The sequence below is a fragment of the Pseudomonas sp. P867 genome (assembly GCF_019891455.1).
Classification (GTDB): Bacteria; Pseudomonadota; Gammaproteobacteria; order Pseudomonadales; family Pseudomonadaceae; genus Aquipseudomonas; species Aquipseudomonas synxantha_A.
On record NZ_JAFLXB010000002.1, the window covers coordinates 236,445 to 254,909 of the forward strand.

General features: G+C 61.6%; 18 protein-coding genes and 1 other RNA gene. 10 read left to right on the forward strand and 9 right to left on the reverse strand.

Annotated features, from left to right (window positions below; translation table 11 throughout):
* Positions 1-76: 76 nt before the first annotated feature.
* The 6 genes from J1G33_RS04590 to J1G33_RS04615 all read right to left on the reverse strand — a co-directional run bounded on the left by J1G33_RS04590 (position 77) and on the right by J1G33_RS04615 (position 7,383).
* Entirely contained in the window at positions 77-1,693 is a 1,617-nt protein-coding gene (locus J1G33_RS04590; protein WP_078822594.1) for an iron ABC transporter permease, read from the reverse strand.
* A 162-nt stretch (positions 1,694-1,855) separates the two neighbouring features.
* Positions 1,856-2,860, reverse strand: a complete 1,005-nt coding sequence (locus tag J1G33_RS04595) for an extracellular solute-binding protein (protein ID WP_223017758.1) — start codon at positions 2,858-2,860, stop codon at positions 1,856-1,858.
* Positions 2,861-3,019: 159 nt separating this feature from the next.
* The gene (locus J1G33_RS04600; RefSeq protein WP_177464456.1) at positions 3,020-4,237 is read right to left on the reverse strand and encodes a 2-octaprenyl-3-methyl-6-methoxy-1,4-benzoquinol hydroxylase; all 1,218 of its coding nucleotides are present in this window, start codon (positions 4,235-4,237) and stop codon (positions 3,020-3,022) included.
* Between the two features lie 61 nt (positions 4,238-4,298).
* The gene (gene ubiH / locus J1G33_RS04605) at positions 4,299-5,486 is read right to left on the reverse strand and encodes a 2-octaprenyl-6-methoxyphenyl hydroxylase (RefSeq protein ID WP_078822596.1); all 1,188 of its coding nucleotides are present in this window, start codon (positions 5,484-5,486) and stop codon (positions 4,299-4,301) included.
* A complete protein-coding gene (gene pepP, locus J1G33_RS04610; protein WP_032878828.1) occupies positions 5,483-6,805 on the reverse strand; it encodes a Xaa-Pro aminopeptidase in 1,323 nt (440 codons plus the stop codon). The genes ubiH and pepP overlap by 4 nt, the downstream gene beginning before the upstream one ends.
* Positions 6,806-6,825: 20 nt before the next feature.
* On the reverse strand, positions 6,826-7,383 hold the full coding sequence (locus J1G33_RS04615; protein WP_032878826.1) for a YecA family protein: 558 nt from the start codon (positions 7,381-7,383) through the stop codon (positions 6,826-6,828).
* A 138-nt stretch (positions 7,384-7,521) separates the two neighbouring features.
* Here J1G33_RS04615 and J1G33_RS04620 point away from each other — a divergent pair, with 138 nt between their 5' ends.
* From J1G33_RS04620 to J1G33_RS04635, 4 genes are all read left to right on the forward strand, one after another.
* Positions 7,522-7,731, forward strand: a complete 210-nt coding sequence (locus J1G33_RS04620) for a TIGR02449 family protein (RefSeq protein ID WP_003177365.1) — start codon at positions 7,522-7,524, stop codon at positions 7,729-7,731.
* Positions 7,728-8,045, forward strand: a complete 318-nt coding sequence (locus J1G33_RS04625) for a cell division protein ZapA (RefSeq protein ID WP_005792389.1) — start codon at positions 7,728-7,730, stop codon at positions 8,043-8,045. Before J1G33_RS04620 ends, J1G33_RS04625 begins: the two co-directional genes overlap by 4 nt.
* Before the next feature lie 30 nt (positions 8,046-8,075).
* Positions 8,076-8,254, forward strand: a non-coding RNA gene (gene ssrS / locus J1G33_RS04630) — 6S RNA.
* Positions 8,255-8,312: 58 nt separating this feature from the next.
* The gene (locus J1G33_RS04635; RefSeq protein ID WP_032878825.1) at positions 8,313-8,942 is read left to right on the forward strand and encodes a 5-formyltetrahydrofolate cyclo-ligase; all 630 of its coding nucleotides are present in this window, start codon (positions 8,313-8,315) and stop codon (positions 8,940-8,942) included.
* Positions 8,943-8,949: 7 nt separating this feature from the next.
* Here J1G33_RS04635 and J1G33_RS04640 read toward each other — a convergent pair whose 3' ends face one another.
* Positions 8,950-9,096: a hypothetical protein gene (locus J1G33_RS04640; protein WP_005792392.1), complete on the reverse strand. Its 147-nt coding sequence runs from the start codon at positions 9,094-9,096 to the stop codon at positions 8,950-8,952.
* 194 nt (positions 9,097-9,290) lie between these two features.
* On the opposite strand from J1G33_RS04640, the gene J1G33_RS04645 reads away from it, so the two are divergent.
* The 4 genes from J1G33_RS04645 (at position 9,291) to J1G33_RS04660 (ending at position 14,606) form a co-directional block, all read left to right on the forward strand.
* Positions 9,291-9,740: an EVE domain-containing protein gene (locus J1G33_RS04645; protein WP_032878824.1), complete on the forward strand. Its 450-nt coding sequence runs from the start codon at positions 9,291-9,293 to the stop codon at positions 9,738-9,740.
* A 68-nt stretch (positions 9,741-9,808) separates the two neighbouring features.
* A complete protein-coding gene (locus J1G33_RS04650) occupies positions 9,809-10,774 on the forward strand; it encodes a biotin/lipoyl-binding protein (RefSeq protein WP_032878823.1) in 966 nt (321 codons plus the stop codon).
* Positions 10,771-13,488 (forward strand): ribosome-associated ATPase/putative transporter RbbA, encoded by a 2,718-nt coding sequence (rbbA, locus tag J1G33_RS04655; protein ID WP_223017759.1) that lies wholly within the window; start codon positions 10,771-10,773, stop codon positions 13,486-13,488. The genes J1G33_RS04650 and rbbA overlap by 4 nt, the downstream gene beginning before the upstream one ends.
* Positions 13,488-14,606, forward strand: a complete 1,119-nt coding sequence (locus tag J1G33_RS04660) for an ABC transporter permease (protein ID WP_032878820.1) — start codon at positions 13,488-13,490, stop codon at positions 14,604-14,606. The genes rbbA and J1G33_RS04660 overlap by 1 nt, the downstream gene beginning before the upstream one ends.
* 41 nt (positions 14,607-14,647) lie before the next feature.
* Here the strand turns inward: J1G33_RS04660 and J1G33_RS04665 are convergent, their stop codons facing one another.
* Entirely contained in the window at positions 14,648-15,055 is a 408-nt protein-coding gene (locus J1G33_RS04665) for a flagellar basal body-associated protein FliL (protein ID WP_005792398.1), read from the reverse strand.
* A 150-nt stretch (positions 15,056-15,205) separates the two neighbouring features.
* On the opposite strand from J1G33_RS04665, the gene J1G33_RS04670 reads away from it, so the two are divergent.
* Both J1G33_RS04670 and glpT read left to right on the forward strand, forming a co-directional pair.
* Complete coding sequence (locus J1G33_RS04670; protein WP_223017760.1) at positions 15,206-16,183, forward strand: NADPH:quinone oxidoreductase family protein; 978 nt, start codon at positions 15,206-15,208, stop codon at positions 16,181-16,183.
* Between the two features lie 291 nt (positions 16,184-16,474).
* Positions 16,475-17,812, forward strand: a complete 1,338-nt coding sequence (gene glpT / locus J1G33_RS04675; protein ID WP_032878817.1) for a glycerol-3-phosphate transporter — start codon at positions 16,475-16,477, stop codon at positions 17,810-17,812.
* Here the strand turns inward: glpT and J1G33_RS04680 are convergent.
* Positions 17,809-18,462, reverse strand: coding sequence for a gamma-glutamylcyclotransferase (locus J1G33_RS04680; RefSeq protein ID WP_198707213.1), 654 nt, complete (start codon positions 18,460-18,462; stop codon positions 17,809-17,811). The two genes, glpT and J1G33_RS04680, sit on opposite strands and share 4 nt — an antisense overlap.
* Positions 18,463-18,465: the final 3 nt, after the last annotated feature.

Below are 18,465 nucleotides of genomic sequence, written 5' to 3' on the forward strand. Positions count from 1 at the left end.
ACATACAGCAGGTCGATCCGAAAGACGGAGCGCACCGAATGCCGCGCATTGTAGCCTCATGCCGTAGGACTGGCACCTAACCGATTTGCCGAGCAGAGCGACGGATCAGCCCGATGACCGGCAACAACCCGACCAGCACCAGGGTCAACGCCGGCAAAGAAGCCCGCGCCCATTCACCTTCACTGGTCATCTCGAAGATCCGTACCGCCAGCGTGTCCCAGCCAAACGGGCGCATCAGCAATGTCGCGGGCATTTCCTTGAGTACATCCACGAACACCAGCAGCGCCGCGCTCAGGGTGCCGGGCAACAACAACGGCAGATACACTTTGCAAAACAGTCGTGGACCGCTCACCCCAAGGCTGCGTGCAGCTTCGGGCAATGACGGACGAATGCGCGCCAGGCTGTTTTCCAAAGGCCCGTAGGCCACTGCCAGGAACCGTACCAGGTAAGCCAGCACCAATGCCGACAGGCTGCCCAACAGCAAGGGCCTGCCCGCGCCGCCCAGCCAGCCGGACAGTGGCACCACCAGTTCGCGGTCCAGGTAGCTGAACGCCAGCATGATCGACACCGCCAGCACCGAGCCCGGCAAGGCATAACCGACATTGGCCAGGCTGATACCGGAGCGAATCGCCCGGGTCGGCGCCAGGCGGTTGGCAAAGGCCAGGATCATCGCCACGCTGACCGTAATCAGCGCGGCAATACCACCCAGGTAGAGGGTGTGGACGATCAGGCCCGTATAGCGCTCATCCAGGTCGAAGCGCCCGCGCTGCCAGAACCAGGCCACCAGTTGCAGCATCGGGATCACAAACGCACAGGCAAATACCAGGCCGCACCAGGCGCTGGCCGCCACGGCCTTGAACCCGTGCAGGTGGTACAACGCCTTGCCGCGTGGCCGCTCATTGCTCGGCCGGCTGGCCCCGCGCGCGCGCCGCTCGCCATACAGCACCAACATCACAACCAGCAGCAACAGGCTGGCCAGTTGCGCGGCGCTGGAAAGGCTGAAAAAGCCATACCAGGTTTTGTAGATAGCCGTGGTGAAGGTATCGAAATTGAACACCGAGACGGCGCCGAAATCTGCCAGGGTCTCCATCAACGCCAGGGCCACACCGGCACCAATCGCTGGTCGCGCCATCGGCAACGCCACGCGCCAGAATGCTTGCCATGGCGATTGCCCCAATACCCGCGCCGCTTCCATCAAGCCTTTGCCCTGGGCCAGGAACGCAGAACGTGCCAGCAGGTAAACGTAGGGATAGAACACCAGCACCAACACGATGATCACGCCGCTGGTGGAGCGCACTCGCGGCAAACGCAGCCCATTGCCGAACCATTCGCGCAGCAGGGTTTGCACGGGCCCTGCAAAATCCAGCAGACCGACGAACACGAAGGCCAGCACATAAGCCGGGATCGCAAAGGGCAGCATCAGCGCCCAATCGAGCCAACGTCGCCCGGGGAATTCGCAGAGGCTGGTCAGCCAAGCCAGGCTCACGCCCAGCAGCGTCACCCCAATACCGACGCCGAGTACCAGGGTCAGGGTGTTGCCCAGCAAGCGCGGCATCTGGGTGTCCCAGAGGTGGGACCAGATCTGGTGGTCGATGCTTTGCCAGGACAGCAGCAGCACGCTCAGCGGCAGCAGCACCAGGGCGGCGACGGTGAAGACCGGCAGGTACCAGCGGCGTTGGGCGGGGTGGGCCAAGAGCAAACTCTCTGTGAACGGGTTATCTAAAGGGGAGACACAAAACAATGTGGGAGGGGGCTTGCTCCCGATAGCGGAGTGCCAGTCAATGATGATTAGACTGATACCCCGCTATCGGGGGCAAGCCCCCTCCCACATTTAGATCTGTGGCAATTTACACATTCAGTTCCAGCCAGCGCGATCCATCAGGCGAATGGCTTCAGCCTGGCGCTTGCCCGCCACTTCTACCGGTAAGGTATCGGCCACGAACTTGCCCCAGCTCGCCACTTCCGCCGATGGCGGTACCGCCGGGTTGGCCGGGAACTCCTGGTTCACGTCGGCAAAGATTTTCTGCGCCTCAGGCGTGGTCATCCACTCCACCAGTGCCTTGGCCGCTTGCGGGTGCGGCGCGTGCCTGGTCAGGCCGATGCCCGACAGGTTCACATGCACGCCACGGTCGCCCTGGTTCGGCCAGAACAGTTTCACCGCCAGATCCGGCTTCTGCTTGTGCAGGCGGCCGTAGTAGTAGGTATTGACGATACCCACGTCGCACTGTCCGGCATTGATGGCTTCCAGCACGGCGATGTCATCGGAGAACACGTCGGTGGACAGGTTGTTGACCCAGCCCTTGACGATCTCTTCGGTCTTGGCCGCGCCATGGGTTTCGATCAACGTGGCGGTCAGTGACTGGTTGTAGACTTTTTTCGCGGTACGCAGGCACAGGCGGCCTTCCCATTGCTTGTCTGCCAGGGCTTCGTAGGTGGTCAGTTCGCCCGGTTTCACCCGCTCGGTGGAATAGGCGATAGTGCGCGCACGCAGGCTCAAGCCGGTCCAGGCGTGGGCCGATGAGCGATATTGCAACGGGATATTCTTGTCGATCACAGCGGAAGTGAACGGTTGCAGGATGCCCATTTGCTCGGCCTGCCAGAGGTTGCCGGCGTCGACGGTGAGCAGCAGATCGGCGGTGGCGTTCTCGCCCTCGGCCTTGATGCGCTGCATCAGCGGCGCTTCCTTGTCGGTGATGAACTTGACCTGCACCCCGGTCTTCTTGGTGTAGGCATCGAATACCGGCTTGATCAGCTCATCGATGCGCGAGGAGTAGACCACGACTTCGTCGGCTGCCTGCACGGTGGTGCTGCCGATCAGGGTGAGTGCCAGGGCAGTCAGGAGGCGCTTGGGTACCAACATGGGTGCGGTCTCTCATTTGCAAATTGAGGGCAAATGATAAGGACTCACATTTGGTAACGCTCGGTGGAGGCGTTACCAGATGTTGCACAGCCCGAATATGCGCGAGGGTTGAGGGCCTCATCGGGGGCAAGCCCCCTCCCACAGGGGACTGTGTTTCAATCAGGGTTTAGCGAGTTCTGGTAGATCGCCAGTCAAACCTAGCGCCTGGCGCACAAACACTGCCTTGGCTTCAGGCATCTGGTCGACGATTTTCAGGCCGGCATTACGCAGCCAGCGCAGCGGCAGTTGATCCGCCTGGAACAAGCGCTCAAAGCCTTCCATTGCCGCCATCAACGCCAGGTTGTGAGGCATGCGCCGCCGCTCGTAACGACTCAGGACCTTAACATCTGCCAGGCGCTCGCCGCGCTCGGTGGCCGCCAACAACACCTCGGCCAATACCGCCGCATCAAGAAAGCCCAGGTTCACGCCCTGCCCCGCCAACGGGTGAATAACGTGGGCAGCATCACCGATCAGTGCCAGGCCTTCGGCCACGTAGCGTTTGGCATGGCGCTGGCGTAACGGCACGCAAACTCGCGGGTCGGCGCTGATCACAGTGCCCAGGCGCCCTTCGAAGGCGCGCTCCAGCTCCCGGCAGAAGCGTTCATCATCCAGGGCCATCAGGCGCTCGGATTCAGCCGGCGTGGTCGACCAGACAATCGAACACCAATCTTCCTGCCCATCCCGTACCAGCGGCAGGAACGCCAGCGGGCCGGTATCGGTAAAGCGTTGCCAGGCCGTGCGCTGGTGCGGCTGGCTGCTGCGCACGCTGGTGACGATCGCGTTATGCAGGTAATCCCACTCGCGGGTCGGGGTGCCGGTCAGGCGGCGTACTGCGGAATTGGCGCCATCGGCGGCCACCACCAGCGGCGCACGCAATTTGCGCCCATCAGCCAGGGTCAGCAGCCAGTCATCGCCGGAGCGGCGCATCTGTTCCAGGCGCGCATTGGCCAGCAGGCCGAGGTCGCAGTCGTGCAAGCGCTCCAGCAAAGCATCCTGCACTACGCGGTTTTCGACGATATGCCCGAGCACCTCGGCATGCACGCTGGCCGCCGAGAAGTGGATCTGTCCGGTGCCGCTGCCGTCCCACACCTGCATCTCGCCGTAAGGGCTGGCGCGACGCTCGACGATGCCGTCCCACACGCCCAGGCGTTCGAGGATGCGTTGGCTGGCAGCGGACAACGCGCTCACCCGCGGCTCAAACGCCGCCTGCGGTTCAAACGGTTTGACGCTTAGCGGGCTGCCGTCGAGCAGCAGCACCTGCAAGCCGCTGCCCTGCAACGCCAGCGCCAGGGCGCTTCCGACCATTCCGGCCCCGACAATCAGCACATCTGCGCGCATGTCCATGCTTTAAGCCTTGTCTCGTGTGCGGCACAGGCCGCCAATAAAGTGATGGGCCGGCTCAAACATCGGAGCGCACCCCCAGCCCCATGGCCTGGCGGGCGAACCAGCGCTTGGCCGGCGGCAACAGATCCAGGCCGAGCAAGCCCAGGTTACGGCCCAGCGCCATTAGCGGCTGGCCGCTGCCAAACAAGCGTGTGACCTGATCGGAAAAGCCTACGGTCAGTTGTTGGTCCAGGCGCTGGCGATCCCGATAGCCTTGCAACGTCGCCAGGTCACCTGGCACTGCCGGGCCGGCCAACAAGGCTTCGGCCAAGGCATTGGCATCGCGCAGGGACAGGTTGAACCCCTGCCCGGCAATCGGGTGCAGGCTGTGGGCGGCATTGCCGAGGACCGCAAGATGCGAGCGCACTTGCTCTTCAGCTTCCACCAGGGTCAGCGGGTACAGATGACGGGCGCCCACTTGCTTGAGGGTGCCCAGGCGATAACCGAATACGCCCTGCAACTCGCTCAGGAAGCTGCGCTCGTCAAGGTCGGCCAGGCGCTGGGCGTCCATGCCGATGCGGGTCCAGACCAGCGCACAGCGGTTGTCCGGCAGCGGCAGCAAGGCCATCGGCCCCTCATCGGTAAAGCGCTCGAACGCTTCGCCATTGTGGGCTTCGCTCGGGGTGATATTGGCGATCAGTGCGCTCTGGTTGTAGGGCCGGGTCTTCACGCCAATGCCCAGTTGCTCGCGCAGGCCGGAGCGGCCGCCGTCGGCCAACACCGCGAGGTCGCATTCCAGCACGGTTTCATCGTTGAGGGTCAGGCGATAGCCATCAGGCAGCGGCTCCATGCGCGTGACTTCCGCGGGGCAGCGCCAGCTGACGACGTCTTTATCCAGGCCTTGCCACAGGCATTGGCCCAGCCAGGCGTTTTCCACCACATAGCCCAGGGCCGGTACGCCCTCTTCCATGGCGGACAAGCGCGCGGTAGAGAAACGCCCGCGGTCCGATACGTGGATCTGCTTGATCGGTTCGGCGCGGCGGGCAATGTCCTGCCACAGGCCCAGACGCTGATAAATCTGGCGGGCACCAAAGGACAGCGCCGAAGAACGCGCATCATAACTGGGCTGGTAGCTGTCGCCCGGGGCAAAGGGTTCGATCAGCACGATCTTCCAGCCACGTGCCTTGGCCCCAGCCTGCAACGCCAGGGCCAGGCTGGCACCCACCAGGCCACCACCAATAATCGCCAAGTTGACCCGGCTCATCGGGCAGCCGCCATCAGTGCTTCGATCTCGGCAACGGTCTTGGGCACCGCGCCGGTCAGGATTTCACAGCCTTGCTTGGTCACTATCACGTCATCCTCGATGCGTACGCCAATGCCACGCCATTTCTTTGCCACGTTCTGGTTGTCCGGGGAAATATAGATGCCCGGTTCCACGGTCAAGGCCATGCCGACTTCCAGCACTCGCCATTCACCGCCGACCTTGTACTCGCCCACATCATGCACATCCATGCCCAGCCAGTGGCCGGCGCGGTGCATGTAGAAAGCGCGGTAGGCTTCGCTGGCGATCAGTTCGTCAACGTCACCTTGCAGCAACCCCAACTTCACCAAGCCGGCGGTGATGACCTGCACGGTAGCCTCATGGGCCTGGTTCCAATGCTTGTTCGGTGCGATCTGCTTGAAGGCGGCTTCCTGGGAGGCCAGCACAATCTCGTAGATCGCCTTTTGCTCAGGCGAAAACTTGCCGTTGACCGGCCAGGTGCGGGTGATGTCGCTGGCGTAGCAGTCGATCTCACAACCGGCGTCGATCAGCACCAGGTCGCCATCCTTGAGCAGCGCGTCATTCTGCTGGTAATGCAGGATGCAGCTGTTGCGTCCGGCGGCGACGATGGAACCGTAGGCTGGCATTTTCGCACCGCCCTTACGGAACTCGTAATCCAGCTCGGCCTCCAGGCTGAACTCATGCAAACCCGCACGGCTGGCCTGCATCGCCCGCACATGGGCCGCGCAGGAAATGCGCGCTGCTTCGCGCATCACCCTCACCTCTGCCGCCGATTTATACAGGCGCATGTCGTGCAGCAGATGATCCAGGGCAACGAATTCGTTCGGTGGCTGGGCGCCCAGGTGCGCCTTGGAGCGGATCACGTTGATCCACTCCATCACATGCCGGTCGAATTCGGCATTGCTGCCCATGGCCGAATATACCCGGTCGCGGCCTTCGATCAGGCCGGGCAGGATGTCGTCGATATCAGTGATAGGGAATGCGTCGTCGGCGCCAAAGTCGCGGATCGCGCCTTCAGTGCCGGCGCGCAGGCCGTCCCACAGCTCGCGCTCAGCGTTGCGCTCACGGCAGAACAACACGTATTCGCCATGCTGGCGACCGGGCATCAGCACGATCACCGCTTCGGGCTCGGGGAAACCGCTCAGGTACTGGAAGTCGCTGTCCTGGCGGTACACGTGCTCGACATCGCGGTTGCGGATGGCCACGGCGGCTGCCGGCAGGATCGCGATGCTGTTGGGTTCCATCTGCGCCATGAGCGCCTTGCGGCGACGGGTGTATTCCGCTTTGGGGATATGAATCATGGGCAGATGGGGTTCCTTTCTTAATGCAGCGAAGGCTTGGGTGCAGCAGGTTCAGCAGACTTTTTGGTCTCGGTGAACAGCAGCAACGGCGCGACGCGCAGGTATTCCATCACTTCCATGTAGTCGCCTTCGCCGTCTTCGGACTCTTCCAGGGCATCTTGCACCTGGGAGATGGCTGCCAGGTCCTGCAGCACTTCCTTGGCGTCGGTGCCCAGCTCCAGGCCACCGGCGTTCACGCCGAAACCGTGGAGGAAACCCTGGCACCACTGGCCCAGGGCAGCAGCACGCTCGGTGAGTGGGGCGTCGTCGGTCGGCAGCAGCAGAACCACGGTGACGTCGTCACCGGTCAGCTCGCCCTTGACCATCTCTTGCAGGCCGATCAGCGCGTTACGCACGTTTTCGGTCGGTTCGGTTTCCAGCAGCTCGGCCACGTCGGCCAGCCAGTTGTCGGCATCAAAGCCCACGCCGGTGCAGCTGCGGCCCAACAGCACGCCGTGCAGTTCGGCAGGCGAGCATGGGTGACCGCTGGTGCTCAGCAGTTTGGAAAAAGCGTCGTACGGGGAATTCTGAATGGGCATGGTGAGCTAGGCGCCAGACGGCGCAATGTCTAGAATGGAGCGCTGTATCCTAGCACCGGCAGACGCACCAAGACTATCGAGGGCGTCAGATCGTTTATCCTGCAGTTGCCATTCATCAGACAAATCCAGTGGAACCCAATGGAAGACACCGACCTGCAAGCGCTGATGGCCAGACTCGAACTGCTAATTGATCGGGTCGAGCAACTAAAGAGTCAAAACGGACTCCTATTAGCTCAGGAAAAGACCTGGCGCGAGGAACGCGCTCACCTCATTGAAAAAAACGAAATCGCCCGGCGTAAGGTCGAATCGATGATTTCGCGCCTGAAGGCCCTGGAGCAAGACTCATGAGTTCAAGCAATAGCGTTACCGTGCAGATCCTCGACAAAGAATATTCGATCATCTGCCCCCAGGAAGAACGCAGCAATCTGGTGAGCGCTGCGCGTTACCTGGACGGCAAGATGCGTGAAATCCGCAGCAGCGGCAAAGTGATCGGCGCCGACCGCATCGCCGTGATGGCCGCGCTGAATATCACCCACGATCTGCTGCACAAGCAGGAACGCCCTGACGTGCAGGCCAGCGGCTCGACCCGCGAGCAAGTGCGTGACCTGCTCGAGCGCGTGGATCTGGTGCTTTCCACGGATTCCGACGCACCCAAGGGCTGATTGCCGAGTCTGTTTAAGGTATACTCGCCCCACTCCCTGGCGTGTTTGCCAGTCGGCGATGTCCCTGAGCCGATTCGCACTACCCTGGAAGTTGCACGTTGGGCTGGTGTGCATGTCCGCTAGACGGAAAGCCTTAAAGCCTACTGCTTCTTCCACCTTGAACTTTCGGGTTCAAGGGCTAAGTCGACAGCGGCTCTGTCGGGGAGCCTGAATTCCCAAACTCAATGCCAGTCCCAGGACTGGCATTGTTTTATGAGCCGATAAGCCATGACCGAACCTGCGCCGCTGTCCCGTCCGCAACTTCGACGCATGTTGCGCAAGGCCCGCCGTGCCCTCACGCCAAGCGAGCAGCGCCAGGCCGCCCTTGGCCTGTACCGGCAACTGGCGCAGCACCCGCTGTTTCGCCGGGCCAAACATATTTCCTTATACCTGCCGACGGACGGCGAAATCGATCCGCGCCTGCTGCTGCGCGCGGCGCAGCGCCGTGGCAAGGCCACCTATCTGCCGGTACTGAGTGCCTGGCCGCGCACCAAGATGGTGTTCCAGCGCGTGCGGCCTGGGGATAAGTTGTCGCCCAACCGCTTTGGCATTCTTGAGCCGCGGGTCAATGTCCACCAGCAGCGCAAAGTCTGGGCGCTCGACCTGGTGCTGTTACCGTTAGTGGGGTTCGATAGCGAAGGCGGACGCCTGGGCATGGGTGGCGGATTCTACGACCGCAGCCTGGCCTACCTGGCCAGGCGCAAAAGCTGGCGCAAGCCGACCTTGCTGGGGTTGGCCCATGAATGTCAGCAGGTAGACCGCTTGGCGCAGGCAAGTTGGGACGTGCCGCTGGCGGGCACTGTCACCGATAAGCACTGGTATGTTGCACAAACGTCGCTGGAACCAGCGACGCCTTGAAGCCTTATTAACGCTTGAATTGTTGCTGCACTGGCGAGAGTTCAACCGGTGCGTCGGCCTTGTTCGACCACAAGCTCTGGGCATACCCGGTGGTCACAACGCCCAGACCAAACAAAATAACCAAAATCCATAGTAAATCCGGTTTACGTTGCATCGATTGCCCCCCTTCAGGCACCTCGTACACGATGACAACAACGTTCCAAAGTAGTCCGTTGCAGCTGCGCCAAGCCTAAAAGCGCGCATTCTGCGGTAACGTGAACCAACACGCAAACCTTGACGCCAACCGACTGTCGGTTTGTCATGCAATTGCCCGACAACTTGCCCAATGCCTTTTTCAGGAGCCCAAAAATGGCCTACTGGCTGATGAAATCCGAGCCTGACGAATTGTCCATCGAGGACCTGGAAAAGCTCGGCGAAGCCCGCTGGGATGGGGTTCGCAACTATCAGGCGCGCAACTTTCTGCGCGCCATGGCGGTGGGCGATGAGTTTTTCTTCTATCACTCCAGCTGTCCGGAGCCAGGGATTGCCGGCATCGGCAAAATCGTCGAGGCCGCCTACCCGGATCCTACAGCGCTGGAACCGGACAGCCATTATTTCGACGCCAAGGCCAGTGCGGAGAAAAATCCGTGGAGTGCCATCACCGTGGGCCACGTCAACACCTTCCCCAAGGTGCTGGGCCTGGGCTATCTAAAGCAGCAAACCGCTCTTGCCGAAATGCCGCTGGTGCAGAAAGGTAGCCGGCTTTCGGTCATGGCGGTCACGCCTGAACAATGGACGGCCATCCTTCAGCTGCTTTAACTGACCGATATCAAGACCCTCACGGGCCAAACCCATCACACTGGACGCTAACGCCGCAGGATGCAGCCATGTCTACGAACCACCATACGTCCCGTCTGTTCGCCATCGCCCTGATCGTCCTCTTGCTGGGGGCGGGGGCCTTTGGCTACTGGCGTTCGACCCAGGACCGCCTGCCCGAGGGCTTGAGCATGGGCAATGGGCGCCTGGAGTCCACCGAAGTGCAAATCGCCGCCAAGATCCCCGGGCGCCTGGCCGAAGTGCACGTGGATGAAGGCGACAAAGTGCTCAAGGGCCAGTTGCTGGCACGCATGGACACCCGCACCCTGCAAGCCCAGCGCGCCCAGGCCGAAGCAGAGGTGTTACGCGCCAGGGAAAACTTCGCCTCTGCTGAAGCCAACGTGCAGTTGCGCCAAAGCGAGCAACTGCTGGCCAGCCAGGAACTCAAGCGCACCCAAGAGCTGTACCGGCGCGGCTTTGCCAGCAGCCAATTGATCGACCAGCAGCAAGCTCGCCAGAACACCGGCAATGCGGCGGTGATCGCGGCCCAAGCCCAAGTCAACGCAGTGAAGGCCGCGATCGGTGCGGCCCAGGCCCAAGTCGCCCAACTCACCAGCGAAATCGACGACAGCAGCCTGCGTGCGCCCATCGACGGCATCATCCAATTGCGCCTGGCCGAGCCGGGCGAAGTGCTCGGCGCGGGTGGTCGCGTGTTGCTGCTGATTGACCCCAATGACCAGTACATGAATCTCTACCTGCCCGCATCCGTCACCGGCCGCCTGACCGTCGGCAGTGAAGCGCGCATCCTGCTCGACGCCCTGCCCCAGCAAGCGCTGCCGGCCAAAATCAGTTTTGTCGCGGCCAAATCCCAGTTCACTCCCAAGGAAGTCGAAACCCGCGATGAGCGGCAAAAACTGGTGTTCCGCGTCAAATTGCGCCTGACTCAGCCCAGCGCCGTGCCACAAGCCAAACCGGGCATGCCCGGCGCGGGCTATGTACGCACGGCCGATGTCGACTGGCCGGCCAACCTGCAATGAGCGGCCTGGCGCTGCACGCCACGGGGATCAACCACCGCTACGGCAAGCAACAGGCACTGCTCGACGTTGCCTTCAGCTTGCCAGCCGGTACCCGCTGCGGGTTGATAGGTCCGGACGGCGCCGGCAAGTCGAGCCTGCTGGGTCTGATCGCCGGGGTTAAAAAGCTGCAGGAGGGCCAGTTGCAGGTGCTCGGCGGTTCTATCCAAGACCGTCGCCATCGCAACAGCCTGTACCCGCGCATCGCCTTTATGCCCCAGGGCCTGGGCGGCAATCTGTACCCCGAGCTGTCCATCAGCGAGAACATCCGTTTCTTCGCCACCTTGTTCGGCCTGTCGAAAACCGATTGCGACCAGCGCATGCACAACCTGCTGCTCGCCACCGACCTCGCACGCTTTGCCGAGCGCCCGGCAGGCAAGCTCTCCGGCGGGATGAAACAGAAGCTCGGCCTGTGCTGCGCGCTGATCCATGATCCGGACCTGTTGATCCTCGACGAGCCCACCACCGGCGTCGACCCGCTGTCCCGCCGGCGTTTCTGGGAGCTGGTAGATAGCGTACGCAGTGAGCGCCCGCAACTGACACTGCTGGTGGCCACCGCCTACATGGAAGAGGCCGAGCAATTCGAGCATTGCCTGATGCTCGACCGTGGCAGGTTGATCGCCGATGGACTGAGCCGCGAACTGGCGGCGATAACGCCCAGCGGCAAGCTGGATGAGGCCTTCACGCACTTCCAGGGCGACAGTGCTCACGACAGCCAGCCGCTGGTAATTCCACCGCGCACAGGCGGCAACGCCGATATCGCCATTCAAGCCCACGACCTGACCCTGCGCTTTGGCGATTTCACCGCGGTGAACAACGTCAGCTTTGCCATTGGCCGCGGCGAGATCTTCGGCTTCCTCGGTTCCAACGGTTGCGGCAAGACCACCACCATGAAAGTGCTGACCGGGCTGATGCCGGCCACCGAGGGCAGTGCAATCCTGCTGGGCAAGCCGGTGGACGCCAAGGACCTGGCGACCCGCAAGCGCGTAGGTTTCATGTCGCAGAGCTTCTCGCTGTATGGCGAACTGAGCGTGCGCCAGAACCTGGTGCTGCATGCGCAACTGTTCGACTTGCCCAAGGCCGACAGCGGTCCGCGCATTGATGAACTGATCCAACGTTTCGACCTGGGTGAAGTGGCCGAACAGCCCTCCGGCGAGTTACCCCTTGGCCTGCGCCAGCGTTTGTCCTTGGCGGTTGCGGTGCTGCATCGCCCGGAAGTGCTGATCCTCGATGAGCCCACCTCGGGTGTCGACCCGGCGGCACGGGATGATTTCTGGCGGTTGCTGATCGAGTTGTCGCGCCAACAAGGCGTGACCATCTTCCTGTCCACACACTTTATGAACGAAGCCCAGCGCTGCGACCGCATCTCCTTGATGCATGCCGGCAAGGTGTTGGCCTGCGACACGCCCGAGGCGCTGCAACAGCAGTTCCACGGCGATACCCTGGAGGCGGCTTTCGTCACCTGCCTGGAGCAGGCCCAGGGCGAACCCGAATCCAGCGCGCCCCGTGCAACGGTCAACGATGCCCACACGCCGCCCGCGAGCAAACACGGCTTCAGCCTGGCGCGGTGGTTAGCCGTGGCCAGCCGCGAAGGCAAGGAGCTGCTGCGCGACAAGGTACGCATGGCCTTCGCCCTGCTCGGGGCGATGTTCATGATGGTGATCTTCGGCTACGGGATTTCCCTGGACGTGGAAAACCTCGCCTTCGCCGTCTACGACCAGGACCAGACCCCGCAAAGCCGCGCCTATCTAGAGGCATTTCGCAGTTCGCGCTATTTCGCCGAGCAAGCACCCATTCGCGACGCCAACGAATTGCACCGGCGCCTGCAACGTTCGGAAATCAAGCTGGCCCTGGAGATCCCACCCGGCTTTGGCCGTGACCTCTACGCCGGCCGCCAGCCCACCGTCGCGGCCTGGCTCGACGGCGGCATGCCGTTTCGCGCTGAAACCAGCCGCAACTACGTGGAGGCCGTGCACCAGGGCAACCTTGCGCAACTGGCTGAACTCAGTAGCTTACCCTTGAACAACCGGGCCGCCGTCAAGCTTGAAACACGCTTTCGCTACAACCAGGACGTGGTCAGCGTGAATGCCATTGGCCCTGGCGTGATGGCGCTGATCCTGGCGTTCATTCCGGCCATGCTCACCGCCCTCGGCATTGTGCGCGAGAAGGAGCTGGGGTCGATCACCAACTTCTATGCCACACCACTGACGCGCCTGGAGTTCCTGTTGGGTAAACAGGCGCCCTATCTGGTCGTCAGCCTGGTCAACCTGGCACTGCTAGTGGCGATGAACCGCTGGTTGTTCGGTGTACCGTTCAAAGGCAGCGGCCTGACCCTGGCTTTTGGTGGCCTGTTGTACGTGCTGGCGACCACGAGCATGGGTCTGCTGATCTCGGCGTTCACCCGCACCCAGATCGCGGCGATCCTCGGCACCATGATCATCACCAGCCTGCCGACCATCCAGTTTTCCGGGCTGATCGTGCCGCGTTCGTCCCTGGAAGGTGCGGCAGCGCTGATGGGCATGCTGTTTCCGGCCGGGCACTTTCTGGATATTGCGGTGGGCACCTTCACCAAGGCCCTGGACCTGCGCCAGTTGTGGCCACAATGCCTGGCGTTGTTCGGATTTTTCGTCGGTTTTACCGGGCTGAGCCTGGTGATGCTCAAGAAGCAGGAGGCCTGATGCACAAGCTCGCCCATATCCTGCGCCTGGGGCTCAAGGAACTCACCAGCCTGCGCCACGACAGCGTGTTGCTACTATTTCTGTTCTACGCCTTCACCGTGGCGATCTACATGCCCGCTGCCGGTTCAGTGATTGGCGTGCACAACGCCAGCGTGGCCTTTGTCGATGAAGATCACAGCGCGCTCTCGCGGCAAATGGCCGAGGCCCTGCAACCACCGGAATTCCAGGCGCCGGCGCCACTGGCCTACGACCAGCTGGACAGGGTCATGGACAGCGGCCAATACACCTTCGTCGTCAATGTACCGGCGAATTTCCAGGCCGACCTGCTGGCGGGGCGCCAGCCGGGGGTGCAGGTGAACGTTGATGCCACGGCGATGAGCCAGGCATTCATGGGTGCGGGTTACATCGGGCGGATTTTCCAACGCGAACTGCTGACCTACAGCAGCCAGGCCGATGCTGCCGGCAAAGCTCCGGCCCTGCTGACCACCCGGGCGTTGTTCAATACCAACCTGGAAGGTGGCTGGTTCCTGGCGGTGATCCAGATCGTCAACAACATCACCATCCTCGCCATCGTGCTGACCGGCACCGCCCTGCTGCGCGAACGCGAGCACGGCACCCTCGACCACCTGCTGGTGCTGCCCCTGACCGCGCTGGAGATCATGCTGGCAAAAATCTGGAGCAACATGCTGGTGGTGGTGTTGTGTACGTGGCTGTCCCTGGAACTGGTGGTCAAAGGCTTGCTCGGCGTGCCGCTGGCCGGGTCATTGGGCCTGTTCCTGCTGGTGACGGCGCTGTATTTATTTGCGAGTACTGCGTTGGGGATCTTCCTCGCCACTCTCGCCCGCTCGACGCCGCAGTTCGGCCTGCTGGCGATCCCGGTGATCATTCCCATGCTGTTGCTCTCTGGCGGCAGTACGCCGCTGGATAGCATGCCCGAATGGTTGCAGTGGGTGATGCAGGGCTCGCCATCGACGCATTTTGTAAGCTTGAGTGCAGCGATTCTATTCAGGGATGCGGGGTTGAGCGTGGTGTGGCCAGACTTGCTGGCCCTGACGGCGATTGGCTTGGTGTTTTTTGCGGTGGCGTTGGCGCGGTTTCGCAAGAGCCTGGCTTCCTGAGACGCCTGGCAGGACCTCGCGAATGGCGCTAAGCGCCGGCTTTACTGGATGATCAGATTGTTGAAGAGCAAATCTTCCACCATCGGCTTGCCGGTCTCGTCATTCATCACTTGCTGGGTTTGTTTCAGGGCTTCCTGACGCAGCTTTTCCTTGCCTTCGACCGTACTCATGGCCTCGCTGGTCTGCTGGGTAAACAGCGCCACCAGTTGGTTGCGGATCAACGGATCGTTGGCTTTGACCGCCGCAGCTGCTTCGGTGCCGGTCACGCGCAGGGCGATATCGGCCTTGTAAACCTTGAGTTTGGCCGTGCCATCCAGGCCGTAGTTACCCACAAACGGCGGGGTCAGGCTGATATAGCTGACTTTCGGCGCCTCGCCTTCCTTGGCTTCTTCGGCCTGGACGGCCATCGGCAATGTCAGGGCCAGCATCAACAGGATCCACGCTTTCACAGTTCATTCCTCGAATTCGTTTGCCCGGTAGCATAACGCTAGCAAGGCTGAGCACAAGCTTATGGGGGCTTATCAGGCGCGGGTATGCTCGTTGACCCACGGGCGCACCCTCCTACACTTATCGGCCACGATGCCAAAAGGAATAGTCCGATGAAAGCTGTGCTGTGCAAAGCCTTCGGCCCCGCCGAAACCCTGGTGCTGGAAGAGATCGCCAGCCCTGCGATCAAGAAGAACGAAATCCTGCTGGACGTGCACGCGGCCGGGGTGAACTTCCCGGATACCCTGATCATCGAGGGCAAGTACCAGTTCAAGCCGCCCTTTCCATTCTCACCCGGTGGCGAAGCGGCGGGCGTGGTCAGCGAGGTGGGTGAGAAAGTCAGCCACTTGAAGGTCGGTGACCGCGTAATGGCGTTGACCGGTTGGGGCAGCTTTGCCGAGCAGGTCGCGGTGCCTGGCTATAACGTGCTGCCGATTCCGCCGAGCATGGACTTCAACATCGCCGCCGCCTTCAGCATGACCTACGGCACCTCGATGCACGCGCTTAAACAGCGCGCCAACCTGCAACCCGGTGAGACCCTGCTGGTGCTAGGCGCCTCCGGCGGTGTGGGCCTGGCCGCGGTGGAAATCGGCAAGGCCATGGGCGCACGCGTGATCGCCGCCGCCAGCAGCGCCGACAAACTCGCGGTGGCCAAGACGGCCGGGGCTGATGAGTTGATCAACTACAGCGAAACCAGCCTCAAGGACGAGATCAAACGCCTCACCGGCGGCAATGGCGCGGATGTGATCTACGACCCGGTGGGCGGCGACCTGTTTGACCAGGCCGTCCGCGCCATCGCCTGGAACGGCCGCCTGCTGGTAGTGGGGTTTGCCAGCGGGCGCATTCCCGAATTGCCGGTGAACCTGGCATTGCTCAAGGGCGCGGCGGTAGTTGGGGTGTTCTGGGGCTCGTTTGCCCAGCGCCAGCCGCAGGATAACGCGGCGAATTTTCAGCAGTTGTTCACGTGGTATGCCGAGGGCAAGTTGAAGCCGTTGGTGTCGCAGGTGTATCCGCTGGAGCAGGCTGCCCAGGCGATTAATGACCTGGGGCAGCGCAAGGCAGTGGGTAAAATAGTTGTCCAAACCCGATAACACACCTGAAATGCAATCCATGTGGGAGCTGGCTTGCCTGCGATAGCGGTGGGTCAGCTACTACAGATGAACCTGAAAAACCGCCATCGCAGGCAAGCCAGCTCCCACAGTAGTTACTCAGTGGTCTTAGGACCTAATCACGACCATCACTTATCTATTAGCGACATGTTCGTAAAAGAACATGCAATTGCTCTCGTTTCCTGTGTTTGCAGATAAGAGGCGATGCTATTTTCGGTAACGAAACTGTAACATTCGCATCCGCAGTCAAAACAAGAAATTTGGAGCTCTTGAATGTTTGCTTTCTTTCGACCTGCCGCACACCAGGCGCCTCTGCCTGAAGAAAAAATAGACAGTACCTACCGACGGCTGCGCTGGCAGATCTTCGCTGGTATTTTCTTCGGTTACGCCGGCTACTACCTGCTGCGCAAAAACTTCTCCCTGGCCATGCCCTACTTGATCGACGAGGGTTACACCCGTGGTGAACTGGGCCTGGCGATGTCGGCGATTGCGATTGCCTACGGTTTATCCAAGTTCCTCATGGGGCTGGTGTCCGACCGCTCCAACCCACGTTACTTCCTGCCGTTCGGCCTGCTGGTTTCAGCGGGGGTGATGTTCATTTTCGGTTTCGCACCTTGGGCAACGTCCAGCGTGACCATGATGTTCATTTTGCTGTTCATCAACGGCTGGGCCCAGGGCATGGGGTGGCCGCCGAGTGGGCGGACAATGGTGCACTGGTGGTCGCAGAAAGAACGCGGCGGCGTGGTGTCCGTGTGGAACGTGGCGCATAACGTCGGCGGTGGCTTGATCGGCCCGCTGTTCCTGCTGGGCATGGCGTGGTTCAACGACTGGCATGCTGCCTTCTACGTGCCGGCCACCGTGGCCCTGGCGGTCGCGGCGTTTGCCTTCATCACCATGCGCGACACCCCGCAATCGGTGGGCTTGCCGCCTATCGAGAAGTACAAGAACGATTACCCGGAAGGCTACGACGCCAGCCACGAAGACGAATTCAGCGCCAAGGAAATCTTCGTCAAGTACGTGCTGCGCAACAAAATGCTGTGGTACATCGCCTTCGCCAACGTGTTCGTCTACCTGTTGCGCTACGGCGTACTGGACTGGGCGCCGACCTACTTGAAAGAAGCCAAGCACTTCACGGTCGATAAGTCGTCCTGGGCGTATTTCTTCTATGAGTGGGCCGGTATCCCAGGCACGTTGTTGTGCGGCTGGATGTCGGACAAAATCTTCCGTGGCAATCGCGGCCTGACCGGTATCGTGTTCATGGCGCTGGTCACCGTGGCGACCCTGGTTTACTGGCTCAACCCGCCGGGCAACCCGATGATCGACATGATTGCGCTGTTCTCGATCGGCTTCCTGATCTACGGCCCGGTCATGCTGATCGGCCTGCAGGCGCTGGAGCTGGCACCGAAAAAAGCCGCCGGCACTGCCGCGGGTTTCACCGGCTTGTTCGGTTACCTGGGCGGTTCGGTAGCAGCCAGTGCGGCCATGGGCTACACGGTTGACCATTTCGGCTGGGACGGTGGTTTCGTGCTGCTGATTGGTGCCTGTGTACTGGCGATCGCGTTCCTGATCCCCACGCTGTGGCACACCAACAGCGTCAGCTCGGCGCGTTAATCGGCAGAGCAATCCCTGGCACAACGCTTGAGCCGCGCCTCCAGGTTTTTATCTGGCATGGCGTGGCTACGCAGGGCGTTCACGGTCTGCTCGACATAATCGCGAGTCGTGCCGTAACGCCCGCAAGCGCTTTGCAGCACATGATTAAGCACAATATCGGGCAAGTTGCCGGCATAGCTGGGCAAGTGCCGCTCCAGAACAAACCCCAACGCCTGCACGGTGCTGCCATCTTCCAATCGGCAACTGAGCCAGTGCGGCCGGTACGAGGGGTAAGGCATCTCACGCTGCCATAGGGCGTAAAGCGAGGCCTCCAACTGGTCCTCCGGCAAGCGGTAGGCAAACCCGCTGCAGGACCCGCCGCGATCCAGCCCGAACACCAACCCCGGCAACTCCGGCGTGCCCCGATGCTCGTGGGACCACAGGTACAAGCCGCGGTGATAACCATGAACCCGTGCGCGCACCCGTTCGGTCGACGAACATTCAGGGCGCCAGATCAGCGAACCATAGGCAAACAGCCACACTGGCCCACCCTTGTGCCGGGCCATAGTGGCCTGCATCGAGCTCATTAATTGTTCGTGAGTGAGTTGCGGCCCAAGATCGAGCCGCGGAGGGTAAGCCAACTGCAAAAGATCGGTTTCAATGGCGGTCATGGC

What these genes read in the sequence shown, in the direction of transcription:
- rbbA (WP_223017759.1), top strand. Translation starts at nt 10,771, where the DNA reads ATGAGCGGCCTGGCGCTGCACGCCACGGGGATCAACCACCGCTACGGC.
- J1G33_RS04640 (WP_005792392.1), bottom strand. Translation starts at nt 9,096, where the DNA reads ATGCAACGTAAACCGGATTTACTATGGATTTTGGTTATTTTGTTTGGT.
- J1G33_RS04615 (WP_032878826.1), bottom strand. Translation starts at nt 7,383, where the DNA reads ATGCCCATTCAGAATTCCCCGTACGACGCTTTTTCCAAACTGCTGAGC.
- J1G33_RS04595 (WP_223017758.1), bottom strand. Translation starts at nt 2,860, where the DNA reads ATGTTGGTACCCAAGCGCCTCCTGACTGCCCTGGCACTCACCCTGATC.
- J1G33_RS04645 (WP_032878824.1), top strand. Translation starts at nt 9,291, where the DNA reads ATGGCCTACTGGCTGATGAAATCCGAGCCTGACGAATTGTCCATCGAG.
- J1G33_RS04620 (WP_003177365.1), top strand. Translation starts at nt 7,522, where the DNA reads ATGGAAGACACCGACCTGCAAGCGCTGATGGCCAGACTCGAACTGCTA.
- J1G33_RS04660 (WP_032878820.1), top strand. Translation starts at nt 13,488, where the DNA reads ATGCACAAGCTCGCCCATATCCTGCGCCTGGGGCTCAAGGAACTCACC.
- glpT (WP_032878817.1), top strand. Translation starts at nt 16,475, where the DNA reads ATGTTTGCTTTCTTTCGACCTGCCGCACACCAGGCGCCTCTGCCTGAA.
- J1G33_RS04670 (WP_223017760.1), top strand. Translation starts at nt 15,206, where the DNA reads ATGAAAGCTGTGCTGTGCAAAGCCTTCGGCCCCGCCGAAACCCTGGTG.
- J1G33_RS04600 (WP_177464456.1), bottom strand. Translation starts at nt 4,237, where the DNA reads ATGCGCGCAGATGTGCTGATTGTCGGGGCCGGAATGGTCGGAAGCGCC.
- J1G33_RS04625 (WP_005792389.1), top strand. Translation starts at nt 7,728, where the DNA reads ATGAGTTCAAGCAATAGCGTTACCGTGCAGATCCTCGACAAAGAATAT.
- J1G33_RS04650 (WP_032878823.1), top strand. Translation starts at nt 9,809, where the DNA reads ATGTCTACGAACCACCATACGTCCCGTCTGTTCGCCATCGCCCTGATC.
- pepP (WP_032878828.1), bottom strand. Translation starts at nt 6,805, where the DNA reads ATGATTCATATCCCCAAAGCGGAATACACCCGTCGCCGCAAGGCGCTC.
- ubiH (WP_078822596.1), bottom strand. Translation starts at nt 5,486, where the DNA reads ATGAGCCGGGTCAACTTGGCGATTATTGGTGGTGGCCTGGTGGGTGCC.
- J1G33_RS04680 (WP_198707213.1), bottom strand. Translation starts at nt 18,462, where the DNA reads ATGACCGCCATTGAAACCGATCTTTTGCAGTTGGCTTACCCTCCGCGG.
- J1G33_RS04635 (WP_032878825.1), top strand. Translation starts at nt 8,313, where the DNA reads ATGACCGAACCTGCGCCGCTGTCCCGTCCGCAACTTCGACGCATGTTG.